At 40.9% G+C, this 23,666-nt stretch carries 18 protein-coding genes, 9 tRNA genes and 3 rRNA genes; 4 read left to right on the forward strand and 26 right to left on the reverse strand.

Annotated elements, in window-relative coordinates; all coding sequences use genetic code 11:
* Window positions 1–67: 67 nt before the first annotated feature.
* Window positions 68–646 (reverse strand): TetR/AcrR family transcriptional regulator, encoded by a 579-nt coding sequence (locus JFU50_RS08840; protein ID WP_201222431.1) that lies wholly within the window; start codon window positions 644–646, stop codon window positions 68–70.
* Window positions 647–831: 185 nt separating this feature from the next.
* Here JFU50_RS08840 and JFU50_RS08845 point away from each other — a divergent pair, with 185 nt between their 5' ends.
* Entirely contained in the window at window positions 832–1,590 is a 759-nt protein-coding gene (locus tag JFU50_RS08845; protein ID WP_056525958.1) for an SDR family oxidoreductase, read from the forward strand.
* A gap of 61 nt (window positions 1,591–1,651) precedes the next feature.
* Here JFU50_RS08845 and JFU50_RS08850 read toward each other — a convergent pair whose 3' ends face one another.
* The 10 genes from JFU50_RS08850 to sigW all read right to left on the reverse strand — a co-directional run bounded on the left by JFU50_RS08850 (window position 1,652) and on the right by sigW (window position 13,276).
* Window positions 1,652–3,346, reverse strand: a complete 1,695-nt coding sequence (locus JFU50_RS08850) for a methyl-accepting chemotaxis protein (RefSeq protein WP_242486085.1) — start codon at window positions 3,344–3,346, stop codon at window positions 1,652–1,654.
* Window positions 3,347–3,359: 13 nt separating this feature from the next.
* Window positions 3,360–4,529 carry an ATP-grasp domain-containing protein gene (locus JFU50_RS08855; protein WP_201222433.1) on the reverse strand — a complete coding sequence of 390 codons (1,170 nt, stop codon included), beginning with the start codon at window positions 4,527–4,529 and terminating at the stop codon, window positions 3,360–3,362.
* Between the two features lie 625 nt (window positions 4,530–5,154).
* Window positions 5,155–5,526 carry an iron chaperone gene (locus JFU50_RS08860; RefSeq protein WP_201222435.1) on the reverse strand — a complete coding sequence of 124 codons (372 nt, stop codon included), beginning with the start codon at window positions 5,524–5,526 and terminating at the stop codon, window positions 5,155–5,157.
* 1 nt (window position 5,527) lies between these two features.
* On the reverse strand, window positions 5,528–5,674 hold the full coding sequence (locus JFU50_RS08865) for a hypothetical protein (protein WP_201222437.1): 147 nt from the start codon (window positions 5,672–5,674) through the stop codon (window positions 5,528–5,530).
* A 367-nt stretch (window positions 5,675–6,041) separates the two neighbouring features.
* Entirely contained in the window at window positions 6,042–7,844 is a 1,803-nt protein-coding gene (glmS, locus tag JFU50_RS08870; protein WP_201222439.1) for a glutamine--fructose-6-phosphate transaminase (isomerizing), read from the reverse strand.
* A 448-nt stretch (window positions 7,845–8,292) separates the two neighbouring features.
* Entirely contained in the window at window positions 8,293–9,642 is a 1,350-nt protein-coding gene (gene glmM, locus JFU50_RS08875) for a phosphoglucosamine mutase (protein ID WP_056525971.1), read from the reverse strand.
* A 55-nt stretch (window positions 9,643–9,697) separates the two neighbouring features.
* Complete coding sequence (locus tag JFU50_RS08880; RefSeq protein ID WP_201222441.1) at window positions 9,698–11,038, reverse strand: CdaR family protein; 1,341 nt, start codon at window positions 11,036–11,038, stop codon at window positions 9,698–9,700.
* The gene (gene cdaA, locus JFU50_RS08885) at window positions 11,031–11,855 is read right to left on the reverse strand and encodes a diadenylate cyclase CdaA (RefSeq protein WP_056525977.1); all 825 of its coding nucleotides are present in this window, start codon (window positions 11,853–11,855) and stop codon (window positions 11,031–11,033) included. The genes JFU50_RS08880 and cdaA overlap by 8 nt, the downstream gene beginning before the upstream one ends.
* Window positions 11,856–12,066: 211 nt before the next feature.
* Window positions 12,067–12,696, reverse strand: coding sequence for an anti-sigma factor family protein (locus tag JFU50_RS08890; RefSeq protein WP_201188245.1), 630 nt, complete (start codon window positions 12,694–12,696; stop codon window positions 12,067–12,069).
* Window positions 12,697–12,712: 16 nt separating this feature from the next.
* Window positions 12,713–13,276 carry an RNA polymerase sigma factor SigW gene (sigW, locus tag JFU50_RS08895; RefSeq protein WP_098176663.1) on the reverse strand — a complete coding sequence of 188 codons (564 nt, stop codon included), beginning with the start codon at window positions 13,274–13,276 and terminating at the stop codon, window positions 12,713–12,715.
* A 172-nt stretch (window positions 13,277–13,448) separates the two neighbouring features.
* On the opposite strand from sigW, the gene JFU50_RS08900 reads away from it, so the two are divergent.
* Window positions 13,449–13,634, forward strand: a complete 186-nt coding sequence (locus JFU50_RS08900; RefSeq protein ID WP_098176662.1) for an aspartyl-phosphate phosphatase Spo0E family protein — start codon at window positions 13,449–13,451, stop codon at window positions 13,632–13,634.
* Window positions 13,635–13,766: 132 nt separating this feature from the next.
* On the opposite strand, the gene rocF is transcribed toward JFU50_RS08900, so the two are convergent.
* From rocF to JFU50_RS08970, 14 genes are all read right to left on the reverse strand, one after another.
* Window positions 13,767–14,669: an arginase gene (gene rocF, locus JFU50_RS08905; RefSeq protein ID WP_201222443.1), complete on the reverse strand. Its 903-nt coding sequence runs from the start codon at window positions 14,667–14,669 to the stop codon at window positions 13,767–13,769.
* Window positions 14,670–14,905: 236 nt separating this feature from the next.
* Window positions 14,906–14,981 (reverse strand) — tRNA-Ala (locus JFU50_RS08910).
* Between the two features lie 21 nt (window positions 14,982–15,002).
* Window positions 15,003–15,074, reverse strand: a tRNA-Gly gene (locus JFU50_RS08915).
* A 3-nt stretch (window positions 15,075–15,077) separates the two neighbouring features.
* A tRNA-Gln gene (locus JFU50_RS08920) sits at window positions 15,078–15,152 on the reverse strand.
* Between the two features lie 103 nt (window positions 15,153–15,255).
* Window positions 15,256–15,339: transfer RNA gene (locus tag JFU50_RS08925), tRNA-Tyr, on the reverse strand.
* Window positions 15,340–15,357: 18 nt separating this feature from the next.
* Window positions 15,358–15,433, reverse strand: a tRNA-Thr gene (locus tag JFU50_RS08930).
* Window positions 15,434–15,452: 19 nt separating this feature from the next.
* A tRNA-Val gene (locus JFU50_RS08935) sits at window positions 15,453–15,528 on the reverse strand.
* A gap of 18 nt (window positions 15,529–15,546) precedes the next feature.
* Window positions 15,547–15,621, reverse strand: a tRNA-Glu gene (locus tag JFU50_RS08940).
* 29 nt (window positions 15,622–15,650) lie between these two features.
* Window positions 15,651–15,723 (reverse strand) — tRNA-Thr (locus JFU50_RS08945).
* Window positions 15,724–15,726: 3 nt separating this feature from the next.
* A tRNA-Asn gene (locus JFU50_RS08950) sits at window positions 15,727–15,801 on the reverse strand.
* A 46-nt stretch (window positions 15,802–15,847) separates the two neighbouring features.
* Window positions 15,848–15,963: ribosomal RNA gene (gene rrf / locus JFU50_RS08955) — 5S ribosomal RNA — on the reverse strand.
* Between the two features lie 74 nt (window positions 15,964–16,037).
* Window positions 16,038–18,971: ribosomal RNA gene (locus JFU50_RS08960) — 23S ribosomal RNA — on the reverse strand.
* A gap of 175 nt (window positions 18,972–19,146) precedes the next feature.
* Window positions 19,147–20,696, reverse strand: a 16S ribosomal RNA gene (locus JFU50_RS08965).
* The 16S, 23S and 5S rRNA genes sit together here with 9 tRNA genes alongside, the layout of an rRNA operon.
* A gap of 291 nt (window positions 20,697–20,987) precedes the next feature.
* Window positions 20,988–21,218, reverse strand: a complete 231-nt coding sequence (locus JFU50_RS08970) for a hypothetical protein (RefSeq protein WP_201188239.1) — start codon at window positions 21,216–21,218, stop codon at window positions 20,988–20,990.
* Window positions 21,219–21,349: 131 nt separating this feature from the next.
* Here JFU50_RS08970 and pdaB point away from each other — a divergent pair, with 131 nt between their 5' ends.
* Window positions 21,350–22,102 carry a polysaccharide deacetylase family sporulation protein PdaB gene (gene pdaB / locus JFU50_RS08975; protein ID WP_201188237.1) on the forward strand — a complete coding sequence of 251 codons (753 nt, stop codon included), beginning with the start codon at window positions 21,350–21,352 and terminating at the stop codon, window positions 22,100–22,102.
* A gap of 129 nt (window positions 22,103–22,231) precedes the next feature.
* Here the strand turns inward: pdaB and JFU50_RS08980 are convergent, their stop codons facing one another.
* Complete coding sequence (locus JFU50_RS08980) at window positions 22,232–22,909, reverse strand: KinB-signaling pathway activation protein (RefSeq protein WP_201222445.1); 678 nt, start codon at window positions 22,907–22,909, stop codon at window positions 22,232–22,234.
* A 137-nt stretch (window positions 22,910–23,046) separates the two neighbouring features.
* Between JFU50_RS08980 and gerD the strand changes: the two genes are divergently transcribed.
* Window positions 23,047–23,646 (forward strand): spore germination lipoprotein GerD, encoded by a 600-nt coding sequence (gerD, locus tag JFU50_RS08985; protein ID WP_201188235.1) that lies wholly within the window; start codon window positions 23,047–23,049, stop codon window positions 23,644–23,646.
* Window positions 23,647–23,666: the final 20 nt, after the last annotated feature.

Below are 23,666 nucleotides of genomic sequence, written 5' to 3' on the forward strand. Positions count from 1 at the left end.
TACTCTTAAAATTCGACTTCAATCAACTTCTATATACTAAAGTGGGTCGGACCACATAAGCACTTTTTTACTTTTTAGGAACTGTTACTCCTATCGGCCGATAATGTATGATTTTAACAAGTTGCTCAGCCATATATTCAGGTGTATTTTTAAATTCATCCTGTACCCATTGTATGATCATTCCCAATATAGAATAAGCATGATAACTAGCAAGCAAGTCTTTATTAATGGCTTTGTCATCACTTCCTACTAATAAGTCCTCTAGAGATAATTGTTTTATGACAGTCCCCAATCTGTTCTGAAAACCAGACAAGGCCGTTGGCTTCAATATCATTTGGTAAAAGGTCCTATGATTTTCTACATGATGAAAAATACGTATAGTAGAAGACTGCAACCGTTCTATATCCAAAACCTCAATAGTCTTGTAAGGTGCTTGATACGATTCAATTAAGTCATTCATCACTTCATCAATCACGTCATTAAACAAGTCTTCTTTGTACTGAAAATGCTTATAAAAAGTGCCACGATTAAGATCCGCTCGTTGTACGATTTCTGAAATTGTTATTTCTCTAAATTCTTTTTCAACCATTAAAGATATAAGGGCCTCTTTTAATGCAGCTATAGATTTTTTTACCCGCCTATCCATTTCATAACCTCCAACACATTTTAATGCACATACTTTCATTTATTTGTCTATTAATAAACAAATTATGGTTTATTTGCTGATTGTACCTCTTTATATAGGGGATTATAATATAGATATTGAAAGTTAACAAACAAGTGTTCATTAAGTATCCAGTAATTAAACATTATGAATCTGGGGGAACAAATATGAAATTACAAGGGAAAGTAGCCGTTGTTACAGGCGCTGCATCTGGTATGGGGAAAGAAATCGCGGTTCTTTACGCAAAAGAAGGAGCAAAAGTAATCGTTTCGGATATTAATCTAGAAGCGGCACAAGCAGTCGTTTCTGTTATCGAAGCAAACGGTGGCACAGCTGCTTCCATCTTAGCTAACGTTGCTAAAGAAGAGGACGTACAAGCCATGATCGACCTTGCTGTTGAAAAATATGGTACTCTGGACATTTTAGTAAATAATGCAGGCATCATGGATAACTTCATTCCAGCTGCTGAAATTACAGATGAACATTGGGAACGGCAATTTGCAATCAATACAACGAGTGTAATGCGCTCAACAAGAAAAGCCCTTCCAATCTTTCTTGAAAAAGAAGCAGGAGTAATTGTGAACATTGCCTCTGCTGGCGGATTATTCGGTTCAAGAGCAGGTGCTGCCTACACAGCTGCTAAACATGCTGTAATGGGTTTTACAAAAAACGTTGGCTTCCAATATGCAACAAAAGGTATCCGTTGTAACGCCGTTGCCCCAGGGGCCGTAGCCACAAATATCGGTACAACCATTAATCAGCCAAATGATTTTGGTATGGAGAGAGCAATGGTTGGAATCAACGTCAACCCTCGTGTGGGAGATGCTACAGAGATTGCTAAAGTAGCTTTATTCCTGGCTTCTGATGACTCGAGCTTCGTGAATGGAACAGTTGTTACAGCTGATGCCGGCTGGACTGCTTATTAATTTATAAAAAACTCACTGACGCCTTTCTCAGTGAGTTTTTTTAATGATTATCTTACCTTTTTTATTTTTCGGTAATAAACTTTTCGACCATTTCCTCTAATAAGGCTGATTCTTTTGCCAAGTCTCTGTTTTGTGCCTTTAATCCGGTCATAATGTTACTTTGTTGAATAGCAGCAGCAGAAATTTGTTCAGTTGTTGCTACTCCCTCTTCTGAGATTGCAGCGATTTCCTGAATAGATGCTAAACTTTCATCTGAGGATACATTAATTTTTTGCGAATGGTGCGCTAATTGTTCTGTTCCTTTCAATAGTTTTTCTACAGAATCAAAAATCTTATTGAAAATCTCACCATTGTTCTCCACTAAGGATACTCCATTTAATATATCTTGGAAGCTCTCATCATTATTTTGGATAACCTTTGCTGTTTGTTCATTAATTCGCATGATAGATTCAGAAATAACATCAATGGATTCATCTGTTTGTACAGCCAGTTTTTGCACTTCGTGGGCAACTACAGCAAAACCTCTGCCTGCATCCCCCGCTCGTGCAGCTTCAATAGAAGCATTCAAGGATAGCAGGTTCGTTTGAGAAGCAATGATTCGTATTAAACCAATCACTTCATTTATCTTAACTACATCCTCTTCCAAGCTCACCAAATTGGCTTTACTCGCTTGGCCATTTCCCATAATTTTATCCATTTGACTCGTTACATCCTGTACTTGTTTACTCCCCTGTTCAGCAAGTTTGTTCGTATGTAGTGTAAATTCGTTCATTGTATTCGTTTGCTCGCTCATTAAACGAATTGTATCCGTTAAATCACTGATCATATTAGAAATTCGGTCAATATGGTGGGCCCGTTCTTCTGAAGCTTTTGCTTCTTCCGTTGTCCCTGTTACGATCTGATCATAGGATTCTACCATCTCTTCAAAAGATTGATGAATGGACACTGTGGTTTTATTCATCGTTTGAGCACGTTCACGGACATTTTGAATAATATGGGACAAGCTCACTCGCATATCTTCAAACCCGTGTGATAGATCCCCAATTTCATCTTGTCGAACACTAGTGATAGGTTTACTTAAATTCCCTACTGCCATTTCACTTGTGAAACCAACTAGTTCATTAACAGGACGGGAAATTTGTCTCCCTATAACATAAGCGCTTATAGCACCCAATAATACTGCACTTATTAAAAATAGAATATTAAAGACAATCATTTTGCTTTTCATCTCAGGAATAAACGAAGCATCCATATCAATACCTACAATAGCATCCGTTCCTTCGATAGGTGTAAAGTAAGACTTGTGTGTGCCCCATTTATCGTTATAGATTTCACTTAACACTTCTTCTTTTCCATTTATCGATTTTGCCTGTTCTGGTGTAAACGGGGATTCCACCATGAAATCCTTGCTGCCATTCAAGGCCACAATGACATCCGAATCATTCTCCCGCTTCAGGACATAAACATATTCAATGCCTTTTCTCTTTTCAACGAAGGCATCTAATTTTCCCAAGATAGCTTCTCCCTGATCTGAAGCATTTTCTATCAAATCCGGATCAATGCTTGCAGCCAAACTGCGGGCATTTTCAGATAGCCGCTCATCAAATTGTGGAAGGACATTTTCATTAATCATATTATTAGTAATATATGAAAAACAAAAATCCATAGCACCTGCAAATAGTACGAACGGAATTATGTAGAATACGAATAATTTAGCTAGTAAAGATCGTTTTGGATTTAGCTTTGAAATTTTCAACCTTACATCCTCCTTAGATTAAAGCCAGCTCTTTTATAGTTAGAAAAGGAAATAAATCTAAATGAAGCAAGTGAAGATTCTTGTTCAAATCTTCACTTCTATAAAAGATGATTGCCATACTTCGATCATTTTGAAAAGGAAGCTGTCTATATTCCAAAATATGTTCAAACTCCTTTTGAAGTCCTATATGATTAATCCGTTCAACATCTTCTAAATTTATTTCCAATGGAACCTCTGCAAAGAAAAAGCTATAAATATTATCGTCCATCTCTTCCAATATTCGATTCCAATCAGGTTTCGTTCCTAAGAAATAGTGTTCATACATATTCATCCCATAGGCATGATACCCTAGATCTGTTGTGCCCGCTCCCGCAAAACGCAAGGGATTAATTTCTATGGGAATAACCCTGTCTCCCTTTTTGCGAATTTCAAAGTGTACAGGGTAATTCCTTAGGGGTAGAACAGTTTGGACTTTCTTCATAAACTGTAGGGCATCATCATAGATTTCATTTACTGCTATCTTCGACGTGTAATAGATTCGATCGGATGTATCATAATCATCCTTAAATAAACGTTTAAACGCGTTCAATATAATTGGTTCACCATCCTGATTAAAATAACCATCAATGGCATATTCCTCTCCCTGAATCCACTCTTCTATTAAAACAGTCTGAGAACCTACTACTGTTGAATCATACAATCCATCGGAATGCAGTAAATCTTCCTTCAAATGGCTTACGGCTATATCCCAATCCTGTTCATTCTTAACTTTGTGTACCCCTACACTTGAGTAGCCAATATTAGGTTTGATAACCACAGGAAACGGAATTTGTTTTTTATCCATATCACTTATTATGGATAGATCAATTTCTTGGAAATAGAAATCAGGATATAATGATTTCGTTAGATTACGAACCTTACTCTTATCTTTTAATAACTTAGACCATATGTATTCATTGCTATTGGGTTGAAAATGACCTAATAATGTAATGCCATTCTCAGAGTTTGTAAGAATCCTTTTGCCCATTTCCATAGACTTAAAAAACTCCGTATCTTTTTGAATGTTTAGCTTTTCTGATGATAGTGTGTTTCTCCATCGCCCATGCTCCAACACTGGAATCTGCTGTTTCTCTAATACCTTTAGAAGAATTGGTGACACAATGGGCTCATTCAAAATAATCATGTTTTCCACCTAACTTATACTGTTTTATGTATCCCCATATTTAATCGGTTAAAAGTGGTAAGTATTTAGCTTATATAGGTATTTATTATTATTTAATTAAACAATAGTCACAATATAAATAACAATACATAATTCTTTTTACCTAATTTTATCCAAAAAAATACAGAAGCATGTCGATCTTCATTACACGTCCCTCTGAACAGAACAGGTAAATGGTATCTAATGATATTTTTTTGACATAACAAAAAGCCCGGATTCTATCCAGGCATTCCTTTTTCCTATTTTTAAAAGTGATAATAATTTCTTTTACCTATAAACAATATTTATATTCCTTTATTGTCGCAATGGCTCAAAAAAGGAATTTTCCAAAAACCTTTAGAGTACCTTTCTCTATAAGTCCCGCCATTGCACAAAACACCCTTAGGATGGTTGATATTTGGATTTCGCATAACAAGTGAATCTATAAAACTATGAAGGAATAGAGATTACCTAATAATTCATGTACTCTCACCGATTCCTAAAAACAAGCATAAAAAAACGTGCCTTAGAATAAATTCTAAGGTGTTGGTTTTTAATAAAGTTTGATTAAAATTAATTGAACTGAACCCAGAATAATCCGATTTTTTTATTTCCGCCAAAAAGTTGAACAGTCCGTCTTATCCAAAATATTAAACTCGATCATTTTCTCAAGTAATGAGAAATCAACCGGACTATCCCACTGGATACGTACCAACTGCTTGGTGTGATCATGGCCAGCCTGCACAATTTCATCAGAAAAATGAATAATCCCTGCCCTTTCAGGGGCAACAGCCAAATGATGTTTGGCTACGCTAAAGCCAATAATAAATGTGCCATGATCGGTAAACATAGGCTGATTCCACGCAATTTTTGGCATTAAATTTGGGAATTTCTTAGTTACCCAAACCAAAACTTCTTCCGTTCGGTCCCGATGTTGCGGGTTATCAATACTCGCTAAATATTCTATAAAAACTTCCATGTCATTCTCTCCTAAAATAAAAAATTATTTTTGAACGATGTAATTTTTCATGCCAATACGCCATGACATCAATTGCACCATTCGCAACCTCATCCGTATCTTTGACAGGATACCTAGACACCTCAAAAGTCGCCTTTTGTTCATCCATAGTTTTTTTACTTCTTCTTCAATTTCGACAATGCACAATCGCTTTGCAATCTAACCTCATTGTGTGTTTATATAATAAAGCTGTTTAATTTTGCTCTTAAAGATGCAGCAATTACCTTCCGATATATTTGATAGATGGTATTAAATGACTTTATTATTTTTCAAACAAATTTATTGTCACTGCACACCAATTCCTATTCCTCGGCCTTCTTTAATCCACTTATCAACTTTAGATGTTCTCGCTCTTTTAGGCATAAAAAAACACCCCTTTAGATAATCATATCCAAAGGGGTGAAACGGTGCAACTTTTGAAAAAACGGTTAAACTTTATTTCAAAACTACATAAGGCACGTTATATTCATTCCAGCTTACTCAACCGTTACACTTTTCGCAAGATTACGTGGTTTATCCACGTCACATTCGCGGTGCAAGGCAGCGTAGTACGCAATGAGTTGCATCGGGATAACAGAGATAAGGGGTGTTAATAGTTCGTTCACTTCCGGGATGACAAAGCGATCATCTTCTTCTTCCAACCCATTCATAGAAATAATGCATGGGTTAGCACCACGGGCAACGACTTCTTTGACATTACCACGGATGCTTAGGTTGACGCCTGCTTGCGTAGCAAGAGCTATAACAGGTGTACCTTCTTCAATCAAGGCAATTGTTCCATGTTTAAGCTCACCACCAGCAAAGCCTTCTGCCTGGATGTAAGAGATTTCTTTCAGCTTAAGCGCCCCTTCAAGACCAACATAGTAGTCAAGGGACCGGCCGATGAAGAAGCAGTTTCTTGTAACAGACAAATATTCATGGGCAATAGCTTCCATCTCTTCTTTCGAATCGCATAGAGCTTCCATTGCTGTCGCAACAATTCCAAGCTCCTTAACAAGGTCGAAATCAAACTCTAGGTTACGGAATTGTCCAGAAACATTTGCTAATATAGCCAATACAGCTACTTGAGCTGTGTAAGCTTTTGTAGAGGCAACTGCAATTTCAGGGCCAGCATGCAGCAAGAGCGTATAATCCGCTTCACGTGACAATGTAGAGCCCGGTACGTTTGTAATGGTTAATGCTTTATGACCAAGCTCTTTAATTGCCACTAATACCGCACGGCTATCCGCAGTTTCTCCACTTTGGGATATGAAGATGAAAAGCGGTTTTTTCGATAATATCGGCATGTTGTATGTGAATTCCGATGCTACATGGACTTCAACCGGAATTTCAGTCATTTTTTCGATGAATTGCTTACCAATCAAGCCTGCATGATAGCTAGTTCCACAAGCGACGATATAGATACGGTCAGCCTCAGTTACTGCTTCTGCAATACTATAATCGATTGCCAGTTTGCCTTCTTCATTTTGATAAGCTTGAATAATTTTACGTATGACAGCAGGCTGCTCGTCGACTTCTTTAAGCATATAATGAGGATACGTACCTTTTTCAATATCACTCGCATCCAGTTCAGCAGTGAATGGCTCACGAAAAACTTCTTCGTTAGAAAGATTCTTAATCGTTACCTCTTCATTTGTCACTATAACCATTTCTTTATCCATCAGTTCAAGGAATTGATCTGTGACTTGCAACATAGCCATTGCATCAGAAGCGACAACGTTAAAGTCTTTCCCTACACCAATTAGCAGCGGGCTTTTATTTTTTGCGACAAAAATGGTTTCATCATTTTCAGCATCTAAAAGGGCAATGGCATATGAGCCTTCTAAAAGAGTGAGTGTTTGACGGAACGCCTCTTCTACTTCCATACCATCGTTTACAAACTTCTCTATAAGTTGAACGATGACTTCCGTATCTGTCTCACTTTTAAAAGCAACATCCTTCAAATATTCCCGTTTTAGAATCGCATAGTTTTCAATGACCCCATTATGAACTAAAGTCAAGCGACCTGAATTACTTTGGTGAGGATGAGCATTATCACGACTTGGCACACCATGAGTGGCCCAGCGCGTATGACCTATTCCAGTATGTGCAATAGTTTTTTCATCCACAGCTCCACGGAGGTCTGCAATTCGTCCCTTTTCCTTAAAGATTGTCACACCTGAATCATTTTTGACAGCAATCCCTGAAGAATCGTAACCGCGGTATTCAAGCTTTTCAAGACCTTTTAATAGAATTTCTTTCGCATCATTAAGTCCAATATATCCAACAATTCCACACATAATTTCTGTTCCTCCAACCGATTCGAGGGAACAGGAATGCACGGGGGCATCCCTGCCCCCTCATCTCTGATATTTATTTTTATAAAGGAAATGCTTATAGCCTTTTTTCCCTTTGTGCATTTCCAATCCTTTGTGCAGTAAGTTGCCCTACTGTTTTAAGATTGAAATTACTGCGGCTGTGCACTTCAGCCGGGAGGTATCCGCCGATCATTCGATAAACCTCCTCCTCGTCAACTAAGCCATTCTCGACCAAGCTTAGTTCAGGCGCTTTTGTATTTCCTTTTCTCCCTGCCTACCCTCCTTTAAACAAAATATGTTTTAAATCAGGATAATCATACCTTACAAAAGGGACATAGGTCAATTCTTTGTTACCTTAACCAATGAAAAAACACTTCTTTATAAAAATATGCATAAAAGGATATTCTGTTCCTTTTATGCATATGATTAGTTATTCGTTTATTCCCATTTCCGCTCTCACCACAGAGACGATGCGATCAACATAACGATTGCATTCTTCTACAGTTGGTGCTTCAGCCATAACACGGACAAGAGGTTCAGTTCCAGATGGTCTAACCAATATACGCCCGTTTCCTTCCATTTCTGCCTCAACATCTTTAATGACTTCCTGCACCTTTTCATTATCAGTTACAGCATGCTTGTCAGTCACTTTAACATTGATAAGCGTCTGTGGATATTTTTTCATCTCATTTGCAAGCTCTGATAAGGGTTTTTGTGTTTCACTCATAATGTTTACAAGCTGTAAGCCTGTCAATAAGCCATCCCCTGTCGTATTGTAGTCCAGGAAGATAATATGCCCGGATTGCTCACCGCCAAGGTTGTAGCCGCCTTTTCGCATCTCTTCTACAACATAGCGATCGCCCACTGCTGTTTGGGCACTTTGTATTCCGTGCTCCTCAAGACCTTTATAAAAACCTAGGTTACTCATGATTGTAGAAACCACAGTCCCCTGTTTCAAACGATTGTTTTCTTTCAAGTATTTCGCACATATATACATAATTTGATCGCCGTCAACTATATTTCCTTTTTCATCTATGGCAATGATGCGGTCGCCGTCACCATCGAAGGCAAGTCCAACATCGGCCCCTTTTTCTTTTAAGAATTCAGCAAGTGCTTCAGGGTGCGTGGAACCTACCTTATCATTGATGTTCAAGCCATTGGGCGATGCCCCCATTGTAGAGATATCTGCATCTAGATCCGCAAACAAATGCATAGCCAAGGATGATGTCGCGCCATGTGCACAATCAAGCGCAACATGAATGCCTGTAAAATCTTCATCGACTGATTGCTTTAAGTACTGGAGATACTTTTGTCCACCTTCGAAATAGTCGTTTAGATGGCCTAAATCTCCGCCTACCGGACGTGGAAGTTCATCTTTTTCTAAATCTAACAATGTTTCAATTTCCGCTTCTTGATCATCCGATAGCTTAAAACCATCCGGACCGAAGAATTTAATACCGTTATCTGCAACCGGATTATGTGAAGCAGAAATCATAACGCCTGCTTCAGCACTTAACGCCTTTGTTAAATAAGCAACTCCTGGTGTTGAAATTACACCAAGACGCATAACTTCAGCCCCAATAGATAATAGACCAGCAACTAGTGCACCTTCCAGCATTTCACCTGAAATACGTGTATCGCGTCCTATCAGCACTTTAGGTTTTTCTGTATTTTTAGTAAGAACGTAGCCGCCAAAACGGCCTAGTTTAAATGCCAACTCCGGTGTTAATTCGCTATTCGCTATACCCCTAACTCCGTCTGTTCCAAAATATTTACCCATCTTTTTATCGCTCCTTCTTCGAATCGTTACTAAATTAAATGATGTTAAAGGAAGGTTATGTTTCTTCTTCGTCTTTTTGAGTAATAGAGACCTTAGCCGTTTTTGAATCTAGTTCCCAATTCACTCCTGCAGGCGCTTTTACTACCAGTTCTACATCATGTATACCTTCATCTAAATTACTCACATCTACTGTAAGAGTAATGTCGTTTTTAGTTATTTCTTTCAAATCATCCGCTTTCCCACGCAAAGTAATGCTTGCTACATCGGATTCCAATTCGGCTTCTTGGTCTTCCTGTATACCTACAGGTTCTATTTTTAAATTGGTGAAAGTTTTAGTCTCGATGGCAGGTGGTTCATCCTCTTCAACTACCTCTTCTTCGACTTTTTCGACTTCTTCGACTGCCTCTACATCCTCTACATTCTCATCTTCTACATCAATTTTTTCTGTATTAATTTTGACCTTTGCCTTACCCAAGGACATTTTTTGTACACTTTCTGGTTTAGTAAGATCCAATTCCAATTCGGCATCTCCATCAATTTTGGAAATATTAACAGGGAGATTTATTTCGCTTATTTGTTCAAGGCTGGCTTCTGACCCATAAAGGATTACCTCTTTTGGATCGACACTTATACTCTTAATACGGATGCCGTCCTTTACTTTTCCAGTTTGCTTAGGTGCAATGGTTACCGTTTTCGACGGGATACTAACTTTTAGTGACACTGCAACTGAAGCAGGTTCAATCGTAACATCCAACTTGTTTAAGTCCCGGTCAAGAGCTTTTACTGTCGCCTTGCCGTTCATCGTTTCGTTAAGACCCTTACTTATTTCAAGATTTGCCTTAACATAGGAAATTTGTTCAATTACATCTTTAGCCCCAGTTATTTTAACAGTTTTAGGGTTGACTGTTGGCTGTCCAGCGGTATAACCCTCTTCAAGTAAAGAATTATTATATTCTGCTTCGACGGAGAATTCCTTCGTCACTCGTTCCTGAACATTGACTTCTGCATATTCAGGCTCGATTGTCGCCACTAACTTTTCGTTTAAATCGCTTATTTTGAAGGTAACAGTTCTGTCTCCCATCGAGATTTCAGGATCAGAAAGGTCTACATATACTTTAAAGTCTCTTTGGTTTTTTGCACTTATCAGTAGGCTTTTAGCTCCCTTTAAAGTAACATCCACCGTTTCTGGTACTCCGCTCACCACCAAATTTTCACGGTCATAGTACACTTCAACCGGTACATTTTCAATGGTTTCCGTACTAATCTCAGGGGCAGTAGATAAACCAAGAGATTTTTTATCTGACTCCATCTCAAAATTAACGGAGATGAATAACAGAGCTGCCAAAGCAAAAGCAACAATTCTCATAAACCATGTACTATTGGTATATTTATCCATTTTTCTTCCCCCTCCAATTCCAGATACTCGAGGAAGTTGTTTTGATATTTTCCACTACCAGTTCACTAGTAAGCATTGCCCTAAATGACTCTTGATTCAAATCTCGGAACAGTTCTCCATTTTTAGTAACAGAGATTCCTCCCGTTTCTTCAGATACAACGATTGTAATACTATCCGTCACTTCACTCATACCAATAGCTGCCCTATGCCGAGTACCAAGTTCTTTTGAAATGAACGGACTTTCTGATAAAGGCAGATAGCAAGCTGCAGCTGCCACCTGGTTATTTTGTAAAATCACTGCACCATCATGGAGCGGCGTATTAGGTATAAAGATATTAATAAGCAACTCTGAAGAAATATAGGACTTTAGAGGAATCCCTGTTTCAACATAATCGCCCAGTGCCGTTCCTTTTTCAATCGTAATCAAGGCTCCAATTCGCCTTTTCGCCATATAAGTGGACGCCTTTAATATTTCTTCTACTAAACGCTCTTGCTGGTTCTCTTCTGGAACGCTACCTCTTGTAAAGAGCTTCCCACGTCCTAATTGTTCAAGCGCTCTCCTCAGTTCAGGTTGAAAAATGACAAGAATCGCCAGTACTCCCCAATTCATGACTTGTGCCATTAACCATCCAAGTGTATTGAAACCAAACAGGTTGCTTAAGCTTTTTACAATGACTATTACAAAAATTCCTTTGAGCAGCTGTATAGCCTTCGTGCCTCGAATAATAGTTAACAATTTATATATCACAAACCAAACAAGGAGAATATCAATGAAATTTACTACATAGTCCCAAACATTCAAATTGGATAAAGACATGTTGTTTCCTCCAGTCAGTATTACTCCAAATAACAATAACAATCGTTATGTAATAACCTTAATAGTATACCATTTTTTAAATAATACTTCTAAAACTAGTGTGATAAAGTTACATGTTAAGGTCTAATGAAGTAAAAAATCCCCTCCTTTTACAAAGTAAAGCTGAGCGATGGCACCGTATATTGAAAACGATGCATTCGCTCAGCTCATCTTACTCCTTATTCCCTTTTTCCTCTTTAATAGGAAGCACAGACGTTGCGGTATCCTTAATTTTGTACCACATCCACTCAAAAGCTTGGTCAATAACATGGATGCTTCCGGTCACATTCCCCGCCTTAGACATATAATTATGTCCATTAATGACCGTCACATCTCCCTTCACTTCACCTTCAATTCGAATGTTACCGTTTTGAACTACCACATTCCCCTCAACGGTCTCACCTGCAGGCACAATCACCGTTTCTCCTTCGACTAATAAATTAGATTGCTTGGAAACTGAAAAATGTTCGTCCTGATTATATGTGGAAAAAAGAGAACCTGTCATCAATACAATGAACACGGCTGCTGCCGTCATAAAAGGATGGCTTTTTAACCAACGCTTGGCACCCGTTGTTTTCGTTTCCTTTGGCAATTGAGCCATTACCCTTGCTGTAAAGTCATCTGGAGCCTTAATATGGGAGGTACTTTGTACAAGAGCGACTGCCTTTTTCATTTCATGAAAATAATCCCGGCATTCAGCACAAGTATGCAAGTGATCACGTAAAGCTTCTTTATGCTCTGGTTTGATGTCCTCATCTAAATAATCATGCATATAATCAATGATTTCCTCATGGTAGTTCATTTTTCTCACCTTCTTTTTATAAATGGCGTAGTTGTTTACGCAAGGCTTCCCGACCACGATGTATTCTCGTCTTAACCGTGCCGACTGGCAAATCAAGTATTTCACTGATTTCCTTTAACGATAATTCTTCAATGTACTTCAATACGATTACCGACCGATATTTCTCCGGCAACTTCATAATTTCTACTTGAATGGTTTCCTGAAGTTCTAAAGATTCAACTTCATCCTCGGGCTTTGCCATATCTGATGCAATTTGGGAATACATATTCAATCCCTCAGTTCCACTAACTTCTGCATCCAAATAGTAATCCGGCTTTTTCTTACGAAGACGGTCAATGCAAAGATTCGTCGCAATACGGTATAACCACGTAGAAAATTTCATTTGTATATTGAAACTACGAATATTCACAAAGGCTCTAACAAAGGCCTCTTGTGCCAAATCTTCTGCTTCTTGCCTGTTTCCGAGCATCCTAAAACATATCTGGAAAACTTTGTCCTTGTATAGTTCGACAATTTCCCCAAATGCATTATGGTCTCCCTTTAATACTTGATTAATTCTCTCTTTAATGAGTGCATCCATTTTCCGGTTTTTACCCCCGCTCATGCGGCTATACGATTATTACGAATCGTAAGCTAAAAGGTTTCAAAATTTATTACTTTAATTTTAACAAAGTTTTACAATTTATGTTTAAGAAAAAAAAAACAAGGCTATATAATTAAAAATTGTAAAACCTAAGGGAGTGAATCGCTGTATGACTGCTGAACAAATTTTAGATCATATTGAACTATACAGACAGAAAATGATAATTTTAGCTTCCCGCTCCTCGATGGTTGATAATGAAGTTATTGAAGTAAGCAGTAAACTAGATGTTTTGATCAATCAATACTTCCATTTAACTAAAAATGGAAGCCAAATCGACCGATGTGCTCTAAAGTGAATATGGAGCTGAGATTACAACCATATAAATATAGATATTATAAAACCATCCTGAAAAATCAACTTACGTCTTCTAGCATATAAAAAACAGTAACCTAACACAAGCTGGTTACTGTTTCTTTTATTTTATCAGTTATACTAGCTTTTCTCCAAATAGCGAGCCCATTAAGGCCACGGCAACGATTGCGGTTTTATTACGTTCATCTAAAATAGGGTTTACCTCAACAAATTCAGCTGATGTAATTAACTCAGACTCCGCCAGCATTTCCATAGCCAAATGACTCTCACGATAACTAATACCACCAATTACCGGTGTTCCTACCCCAGGCGCATCCGCGGGATCTACTCCATCCAGGTCCAAAGAAAGGTGAACACCATCTGTTCTTTCTCTTAAATAATCTATACACTCTTCCATGACTCTAGCCATACCCATTCGGTCAATTTCATGCATTGTAAACACTTTAATCCCTTTTTCATGTATTAATTCTTTTTCACCTTCATCTAATGAACGTGCCCCGATAATTACGATATTTTCTGGTTTTACTTTAGAAGTTGAACCATGAATATTGACTAGATCGGGATGGCCAAGCCCCATACTGACAGCTAGAGGCATACCATGTATATTCCCTGATGGTGAAGTTTCCTCCGTATTTAAATCTCCATGTGCATCATACCAAATTACACCTACATTTTCATAGTGCTTCGAAACCCCTGCGAGTGTTCCGATGGCTATCGAATGGTCTCCCCCAAGAACGAGCGGGAATGATCCGCCTTGTATAATTTTATCTACTCTTGTTGCTAATTGAATGTTTCCCTTAGCAACTAGCGATAAGTTTTTTAAATTTGTACCAGATTTCTGTGCATTTTCAGGGCGTCCTACTACTATATCTCCTAAATCCTCAACTTCTATTTTTAATCGTTCAAGCCGTTCGACAATCCCTGCACAGCGGATTGCACTCGGTCCCATATCCACCCCTCGTCTCGCCTGACCAAGATCCATAGGTAGACCGATAATGGAAATTTTCTGAATAGACATATAATTCCCCCTTTCTACCATTTTATATCTTATATGCCTAGTGGTTCAACTGAACATTTATATGTATAAAGATGCAGCTAATTAGCTTTTTTACCGTATTTACTCTTTGTCTTAAAATCCCTAATTGAACCGTTCTCTTATTAGAAGGTAAAAGTAATAAAAGTTAGATATTTAAAATAAAAAAAGTCTTAAGCCGTAATCGGCTTAAGACGTAAGTTTTAGTGTATGTAGTTAGATGGTGGAGCCTAGCGGGATCGAACCGCTGACCTCCTGCGTGCAAGGCAGGCGCTCTCCCAGCTGAGCTAAGGCCCCTAAAGGAATAAATATATAGTAAGCGGAAGACGGGATTCGAACCCGCGACCCCAACCTTGGCAAGGTTGTATTCTACCACTGAACTACTTCCGCAAATGGCTGGGCTAGAAGGGATCGAACCTTCGCATGACGGAATCAAAATCCGTTGCCTTACCGCTTGGCTATAGCCCAATATATAATATGTATAATTAATATTCAACAAAATAAAAAGGTGGTAATCATATATTTCCCTTTTACAGAGAATATATAACTGATCCACAGGTTTTTATTAAAATGGTGGAGGGGGGCAGATTCGAACTGCCGAACCCGAAGGAGCGGATTTACAGTCCGCCGCGTTTAGCCACTTCGCTACCCCTCCGCAATATATGGTTGTAAATGGTGCCGGCAAGAGGACTTGAACCCCCAACCTACTGATTACAAGTCAGTTGCTCTACCAGTTGAGCTACACCGGCAAATATTTTTAAAATAAAATGGTGGAGGATGACGGGATCGAACCGCCGACCCTCTGCTTGTAAGGCAGATGCTCTCCCAGCTGAGCTAATCCTCCGGACTAATAAGTATATAATGGTGACCCGTACGGGATTCGAACCCGTGTTACCGCCGTGAAAGGGCGGTGTCTTAACCGCTTGACCAACGGGCCGATATTTTATGATAATAGATAGATTGGGAAGCTCCCAAGCGGATTCGAACCGCTGACCTCTTCCTTACCATGGAAGTGCTCTACCTACTGAGCTATGGAAGCATATGGCTCCGCAGGTAGGACTCGAACCTACGACCGTTCGGTTAACAGCCGAATGCTCTACCACTGAGCTACTGCGGAATAATATAATGTTTCCTAATACTCATTTAAAGATTTTAAATGAATAGCCTGGCAACGTCCTACTCTCACAGGGGGAAACCCCCAACTACCATCGGCGCTGAAGAACTTAACTTCCGTGTTCGGAATGGGAACGGGTGTGACCTCTTCGCCATCATTGCCAGACTATATTCATTTTTTTGAAGAAATTTTCATTCCTTCAAAACTAGATAATAAGAAGGTATTTCATTTTTTAAAGCGTGGTTAAGTCCTCGATCTATTAGTATCAGTCAGCTCCACATGTCGCCACGCTTCCACCTCTGACCTATCAACCTGATCATCTTTCAGGGATCTTACTAGCTTGCGCTATGGGAAATCTCATCTCGAGGGGGGCTTCATGCTTAGATGCTTTCAGCACTTATCCCGTCCGCACGTAGCTACCCAGCTATGCCTTTGGCAAGACAACTGGTACACCAGCGGTGCGTCCATCCCGGTCCTCTCGTACTAAGGACAGCTCCTCTCAAATTTCCTGCGCCCGCGACGGATAGGGACCGAACTGTCTCACGACGTTCTGAACCCAGCTCGCGTACCGCTTTAATGGGCGAACAGCCCAACCCTTGGGACCGACTACAGCCCCAGGATGCGATGAGCCGACATCGAGGTGCCAAACCTCCCCGTCGATGTGGACTCTTGGGGGAGATAAGCCTGTTATCCCCGGGGTAGCTTTTATCCGTTGAGCGATGGCCCTTCCATGCGGAACCACCGGATCACTAAGCCCGACTTTCGTCCCTGCTCGACTTGTAGGTCTCGCAGTCAAGCTCCCTTGTGCCTTTACACTCTACGAATGATTTCCAACCATTCTGAGGGAACCTTTGGGCGCCTCCGTTACTCTTTAGGAGGCGACCGCCCCAGTCAAACTGCCCACCTGACACTGTCTCCCACCCCGATAAGGGGCGCGGGTTAGAATTTCAATACAGCCAGGGTAGTATCCCACCAACGCCTCCACCGAAGCTAGCGCTCCGGCTTCTCAGGCTCCTACCTATCCTGTACAAGCTGTACCAAAATTCAATATCAGGCTGCAGTAAAGCTCCACGGGGTCTTTCCGTCCTGTCGCGGGTAACCTGCATCTTCACAGGTACTATAATTTCACCGAGTCTCTCGTTGAGACAGTGCCCAGATCGTTACACCTTTCGTGCGGGTCGGAACTTACCCGACAAGGAATTTCGCTACCTTAGGACCGTTATAGTTACGGCCGCCGTTTACTGGGGCTTCGGTTCAAAGCTTCGCTTGCGCTAACCTCTCCCCTTAACCTTCCAGCACCGGGCAGGTGTCAGCCCCTATACTTCGCCTTGCGGCTTCGCAGAGACCTGTGTTTTTGCTAAACAGTCGCCTGGGCCTATTCACTGCGGCTTTTCCGGGCTATTCACCCTAAAAAGCACCCCTTCTCCCGAAGTTACGGGGTCATTTTGCCGAGTTCCTTAACGAGAGTTCTCTCGCACACCTTAGGATTCTCTCCTCGCCTACCTGTGTCGGTTTGCGGTACGGGCACCTTACATCTCACTAGAGGCTTTTCTTGGCGGCTGTGGAATCAGGAACTTCGGTACTATATTTCCCTCGCCATCACAGCTCCGCCTTAATGGAAACGGGATTTGCCTCGTTTCCGGCCTAACTGCTTGGACGCGCATATCCAACAGCGCGCTTACCCTATCCTTCTGCGTCCCCCCATCGTTCAAACGATGTATAGGTGGTACAGGAATATCAACCTGTTGTCCATCGCCTACGCCTTTCGGCCTCGGCTTAGGTCCCGACTAACCCTGAGCGGACGAGCCTTCCTCAGGAAACCTTAGGCATTCGGTGGAAGGGATTCTCACCCTTCTTTCGCTACTCATACCGGCATTCTCACTTCTAAGCGCTCCACCAGTCCTTCCGGTCTGACTTCAACGCCCTTAGAACGCTCTCCTACCATCGACACCATACGGTGTCAATCCACAGCTTCGGTGATACGTTTAGCCCCGGTACATTTTCGGCGCGGAGTCACTCGACCAGTGAGCTATTACGCACTCTTTAAATGATGGCTGCTTCTGAGCCAACATCCTGGTTGTCTAAGCAACTCCACATCCTTTTCCACTTAACGTATACTTTGGGACCTTAGCTGGTGGTCTGGGCTGTTTCCCTTTCGACTACGGATCTTATCACTCGCAGTCTGACTCCCAAGAATAAGTATTTGGCATTCGGAGTTTGACTGAATTCGGTAACCCGTTGGGGGCCCCTAGTCCAATCAGTGCTCTACCTCCAATACTCTCATCTTGAGGCTAGCCCTAAAGCTATTTCGGAGAGAACCAGCTATCTCCAGGTTCGATTGGAATTTCTCCGCTACCCACACCTCATCCCCGCACTTTTCAACGTGCGTGGGTTCGGGCCTCCATTCAGTGTTACCTGAACTTCACCCTGGACATGGGTAGATCACCTGGTTTCGGGTCTACGACCTCATACTCATTCGCCCTATTCAGACTCGCTTTCGTCGCGGCTCCGTCTTATCAACTTAACCTCGCATGAAATCGTAACTCGCCGGTTCATTCTACAAAAGGCACGCCATTACCCATTAACGGGCTTTGACTACTTGTAGGCACACGGTTTCAGGATCTATTTCACTCCCCTTCCGGGGTGCTTTTCACCTTTCCCTCACGGTACTGGTTCACTATCGGTCACTAGGTAGTATTTAGCCTTGGGAGATGGTCCTCCCTGCTTCCGACGGGATTTCTCGTGTCCCGCCGTACTCAGGATCCACTCAGGAGGGAACGAAGTTTCAACTACAGGGTTTTTACCTTCTTTGACGGACCTTTCCAGATCACTTCATTTACCCCGTTCCTTTGTAACTCCATGTTGAGTGTCCTACAACCCCAAGAGGCAAGCCTCTTGGTTTGGGCTAATTCCGTTTCGCTCGCCGCTACTCAGGAAATCGCATTTGCTTTCTCTTCCTCCGGGTACTTAGATGTTTCAGTTCCCCGGGTCTGCCTTCAGTACCCTATGTATTCAGGTAAAGATACTGTTCCATTACGAACAGTGGGTTTCCCCATTCGGAAATCTCCGGATCAAAGCTTACTTACAGCTCCCCGAAGCATATCGGTGTTAGTCCCGTCCTTCATCGGCTCCTAGTGCCAAGGCATCCACCGTGCGCCCTTTCTAACTTAACCGTTAAAAAAGATCTTACTGATGCTTTGAAAAAATTAATTGCCTTCTATCTATTATCTAGTTTTCAAGGAACAAAGAAGAAAAAACTTCATCACAACGTGATGAGATCTTTCGTATCTGAATGAATTACTCATTCAAAACTGAACAAAACAAAAGCGCTCTCGTATTTATCCTTAGAAAGGAGGTGATCCAGCCGCACCTTCCGATACGGCTACCTTGTTACGACTTCACCCCAATCATCTGTCCCACCTTAGGCGGCTGGCTCCATAAAGGTTACCTCACCGACTTCGGGTGTTACAAACTCTCGTGGTGTGACGGGCGGTGTGTACAAGGCCCGGGAACGTATTCACCGCGGCATGCTGATCCGCGATTACTAGCGATTCCGGCTTCATGTAGGCGAGTTGCAGCCTACAATCCGAACTGAGAATGGCTTTATGGGATTCGCTTACCTTCGCAGGTTTGCAGCCCTTTGTACCATCCATTGTAGCACGTGTGTAGCCCAGGTCATAAGGGGCATGATGATTTGACGTCATCCCCACCTTCCTCCGGTTTGTCACCGGCAGTCACCTTAGAGTGCCCAACTGAATGCTGGCAACTAAGATCAAGGGTTGCGCTCGTTGCGGGACTTAACCCAACATCTCACGACACGAGCTGACGACAACCATGCACCACCTGTCACTCTGTCCCCCGAAGGGGAACGCCCTATCTCTAGGGTTGTCAGAGGATGTCAAGACCTGGTAAGGTTCTTCGCGTTGCTTCGAATTAAACCACATGCTCCACCGCTTGTGCGGGCCCCCGTCAATTCCTTTGAGTTTCAGCCTTGCGGCCGTACTCCCCAGGCGGAGTGCTTAATGCGTTAGCTGCAGCACTAAAGGGCGGAAACCCTCTAACACTTAGCACTCATCGTTTACGGCGTGGACTACCAGGGTATCTAATCCTGTTTGCTCCCCACGCTTTCGCGCCTCAGTGTCAGTTACAGACCAGAAAGTCGCCTTCGCCACTGGTGTTCCTCCAAATCTCTACGCATTTCACCGCTACACTTGGAATTCCACTTTCCTCTTCTGCACTCAAGTTCCCCAGTTTCCAATGACCCTCCACGGTTGAGCCGTGGGCTTTCACATCAGACTTAAGGAACCACCTGCGCGCGCTTTACGCCCAATAATTCCGGACAACGCTTGCCACCTACGTATTACCGCGGCTGCTGGCACGTAGTTAGCCGTGGCTTTCTGGTTAGGTACCGTCAAGGTACCAGCAGTTACTCTGGTACTTGTTCTTCCCTAACAACAGAACTTTACGACCCGAAGGCCTTCTTCGTTCACGCGGCGTTGCTCCGTCAGACTTTCGTCCATTGCGGAAGATTCCCTACTGCTGCCTCCCGTAGGAGTCTGGGCCGTGTCTCAGTCCCAGTGTGGCCGATCACCCTCTCAGGTCGGCTACGCATCGTCGCCTTGGTGAGCCATTACCTCACCAACTAGCTAATGCGCCGCGGGCCCATCTATAAGTGACAGCAAAACCGTCTTTCCATCTTCTCTCATGCGAGAAAAGAACGTATCCGGTATTAGCTCCGGTTTCCCGAAGTTATCCCAGTCTTATAGGCAGGTTGCCCACGTGTTACTCACCCGTCCGCCGCTAATCTCAGGGAGCAAGCTCCCATCGATTCGCTCGACTTGCATGTATTAGGCACGCCGCCAGCGTTCGTCCTGAGCCAGGATCAAACTCTCCGAAGAAATGTTTGACTTGCTCATTTTGCTTTTTTTGATAGTGTGTGCTCACTTAAAAAAATTAACGTTGGCGCTTTGTTTTGTTCAGTTTTCAAAGAGCAATATGTTTCGCTTTATCTCTTAGCGACTTTTAATATCTTAACATCTTATCTCTGCTTCGTCAATAACTTTTTTTAAAAAAGTTTTTTTTGTTCTTTTTTAAAAGCTATTATCTTGCGAACAACTTTTATAATATACCAGCGTATAAATTAATAGTCAATAGATTTTTTAAATTTAATTCACTTTTAAAAATCAGGACTAATTCTTCTCATTAAAGTTTGTTTTTACTTTCATATAAATAAGGCATTCCTTTTCTGTACTTAGCCTTTTAAACAATCTGAAAAGGATATTATATTTTTCATTTATAGCTCTTTTAACTATGCAATCGATTCTATCATCTTGTAAATCAAATAATATTTCATCCATCTCTCTTTTTAAGAGGTACTCTAATTCCTTCTTTTCTTTTTCATTAATCAATAAGCCAAGCATAACTCACACCTCCATCAGTCATTTTTCCCCATTCATCTTAATTTTATGAATTTTTATATTGATTTTTTTGCATAACGGAACAGCCTCTGCATAAATATGAAAACAAGACCTTTGGACAAGGGGATGGATTAATGAAATTTTTCATGGTGCTCCAGGCAAAGAACATCAAACATTATTCGTTAATTTTACTTACGGCACTCTTTACCGCTTGGTTCCTTTTTGTACAAAACATTCTTCATTCACCTGTTTTTTCTACCGAAGATGGACCAAAAGCGGTTTATAAAGGGGAAAAGAATGTAGCCGTCACATTCAATATTGGCTGGGGCGATGAAAAAGCAGCCCCGATTTTAGAGACATTGAAAAAAGAAAAGATTAAATCCGCCACCTTCTTCCTTTCCGGATCTTGGGCAGAGCGTCACCCTGACATAGTGGATGAAATTGAAAAAGAAGGCTATGAAATCGGAATGCTCGGATACGATTACAAAGATTATTCCGATCTGGATGACCAAGAAATCATCCGTGATATTTCAAAAGCACAGGAAGCTTTTAAAAAACTAAATGTTAAAAATATCGAGCTTTTACGTGCGCCCACCGGACACTTTGATAAGCGCCTCCTGAAAATTAGTGAAAAATTCGGCTATACTGTGGTTCATTGGAGTATCGATTCAAAGGATTGGACTAACCCAGGCGTTGATCGAATTGTTCATAACGTTAACAAGGCTCAAAAGGGTGATATCATCTTATTACACGCTTCAGACTCAGCAAAACAAACTAATAAAGCATTGCCAGAACTAATAGATGAACTTCGCTCCAAAAATTTAAACTTCGTAAACGTTTCTGAGATGATCTCTAATTCATCAGCAAGCAGTGAAGAAATCCGGTAACATCATTTACTAGAACACAAAAACATAAAAAACTGCGTACTAAGGGTCATGCTTAACCTTTAGGACGCAGTTTTTTGTATGTAGAATTTCTTATGTATTCCGCTTTCCAATAAGGTTAGCCACTTTTACCTACTTCCCTAATTCTCCTGCTTTTAATTTCTTTCCCTTTGCTTTAGTTTGCATCCGTGTTTTTTTACTGGCTAATTCTTTTTGTGAACGATCGATTAATTTGCTTAAAACCAATAATTGATAAGCATTGCATACTAGTAATGGAAACAGCATGAAGTAGAGCCAGCCTTCATCATTAGAACTTAGTACAGGTACCCACTCTAATACTGTGGCCACAACCATAAAAAACATCGCCGGAATAAATGACTGTTTATTTGTTTGTTTCATTTTAAAATAGGCCGTAATCAACGCTGCGGCTAATACAACCAAAGCTAACACAATGTAGGAACTAATCCCCTCACCTGAACCAAAATTAAGATATCGTAAATAGACTAGATCAAATACAACGAAAAGAATAAGTACGAGTTGTACTGCATTCCATAAGGAAGCACTTTTAAATATCCCTAGACCGAAACGATGTATCGTTAAATAGGCAAAAAAACCAGCTTGGCTTATGACACTAAAAATTAATCCGACACCGAATAACCATAAAAACGTTGAAAGAATGGCACTGATTTCAAAAGAAGAAAAATAAGGCTTAAACTCATTCCAACGAGCTAAGAACCCTACAACTCCGCCCGTTACACCACCGATAAGCAATGTTGTTAAAAACAATTTAACTAAATTACGGCTGTTCATTGTTTTCCTCCATACATTTCTATTTCATTTCCTTAATTGTACCAACCAAATTTGGAAAAATCCACTTATTCTACAAGGGAATAATATCGTCGATTGGAACCATATTAACAATAAGAAGGATGAAAGGGGCCCTGCGTATGAGAGTGGGAGTTGCTTTGCTTTTCACGTCATTCTTACTCGTTTGTTCCGGTTGTGCGCAGAATGGAGCAAGCGCAGATAAAAATGAGTATGAAGAGACAAAGAAAATGGTCGTCGATATTTTAAAAACAGACGATGGTAAAAAGGCCATCCAGGATATCATTTCTGATGAGAAAACAAAAACTGAACTTATTATGGACTCAGAGATCATTAAGAAATCCATTGAAGATACGGTCACTTCAGATAAAGGGAAGGAATTTTGGAAAAAGACCTTTAAAGATCCTGAATTTACCTCTGCCTATGCTAAAGCTTTAAAAGACGAACACAAAAAGGTATTGAAAGAATTAACCAATGACCCTCAGTATCGCGGAATGCTTATTGAAATTTTAAAAGACCCAGATTTGGAAAAAGAAATGAATAAGTTACTGAAGACTAAAGACATGCGGGCCATTTATAAAGAAGTTATCATAGAAACTATGGATAGTCCTTTAGTTCAAGCGAAGATCCAAGAAAGATTGGATCAAGCTGTAACAAAAGCAGCTGAAAAGGCAACAAAGGCGGAATCAGGTGATAAAACTGAGAAAAAAGACAAAGAATAACAAAAGGCTGATTCCAATTG

The sequence above is a fragment of the Peribacillus sp. TH14 genome (assembly GCF_016651145.1).
In the GTDB taxonomy this organism is placed as follows: Bacteria; Bacillota; Bacilli; order Bacillales; family DSM-1321; genus Peribacillus; species Peribacillus butanolivorans.

Bases quoted from the DNA above. Each gene is read 5' to 3' on its own strand.
- JFU50_RS08840 (WP_201222431.1), bottom strand. From the start codon at position 646: ATGGATAGGCGGGTAAAAAAATCTATAGCTGCATTAAAAGAGGCCCTT.
- JFU50_RS08845 (WP_056525958.1), top strand. From the start codon at position 832: ATGAAATTACAAGGGAAAGTAGCCGTTGTTACAGGCGCTGCATCTGGT.
- JFU50_RS08855 (WP_201222433.1), bottom strand. From the start codon at position 4,529: ATGATTATTTTGAATGAGCCCATTGTGTCACCAATTCTTCTAAAGGTA.
- JFU50_RS08860 (WP_201222435.1), bottom strand. From the start codon at position 5,526: ATGGAAGTTTTTATAGAATATTTAGCGAGTATTGATAACCCGCAACAT.
- JFU50_RS08865 (WP_201222437.1), bottom strand. From the start codon at position 5,674: ATGGATGAACAAAAGGCGACTTTTGAGGTGTCTAGGTATCCTGTCAAA.
- glmS (WP_201222439.1), bottom strand. From the start codon at position 7,844: ATGTGTGGAATTGTTGGATATATTGGACTTAATGATGCGAAAGAAATT.
- glmM (WP_056525971.1), bottom strand. From the start codon at position 9,642: ATGGGTAAATATTTTGGAACAGACGGAGTTAGGGGTATAGCGAATAGC.
- JFU50_RS08880 (WP_201222441.1), bottom strand. From the start codon at position 11,038: ATGGATAAATATACCAATAGTACATGGTTTATGAGAATTGTTGCTTTT.
- cdaA (WP_056525977.1), bottom strand. From the start codon at position 11,855: ATGTCTTTATCCAATTTGAATGTTTGGGACTATGTAGTAAATTTCATT.
- JFU50_RS08890 (WP_201188245.1), bottom strand. From the start codon at position 12,696: ATGAACTACCATGAGGAAATCATTGATTATATGCATGATTATTTAGAT.
- sigW (WP_098176663.1), bottom strand. From the start codon at position 13,276: ATGGATGCACTCATTAAAGAGAGAATTAATCAAGTATTAAAGGGAGAC.
- JFU50_RS08900 (WP_098176662.1), top strand. From the start codon at position 13,449: ATGACTGCTGAACAAATTTTAGATCATATTGAACTATACAGACAGAAA.
- rocF (WP_201222443.1), bottom strand. From the start codon at position 14,669: ATGTCTATTCAGAAAATTTCCATTATCGGTCTACCTATGGATCTTGGT.
- JFU50_RS08970 (WP_201188239.1), bottom strand. From the start codon at position 21,218: ATGCTTGGCTTATTGATTAATGAAAAAGAAAAGAAGGAATTAGAGTAC.
- pdaB (WP_201188237.1), top strand. From the start codon at position 21,350: ATGAAATTTTTCATGGTGCTCCAGGCAAAGAACATCAAACATTATTCG.
- JFU50_RS08980 (WP_201222445.1), bottom strand. From the start codon at position 22,909: ATGAACAGCCGTAATTTAGTTAAATTGTTTTTAACAACATTGCTTATC.
- gerD (WP_201188235.1), top strand. From the start codon at position 23,047: ATGAGAGTGGGAGTTGCTTTGCTTTTCACGTCATTCTTACTCGTTTGT.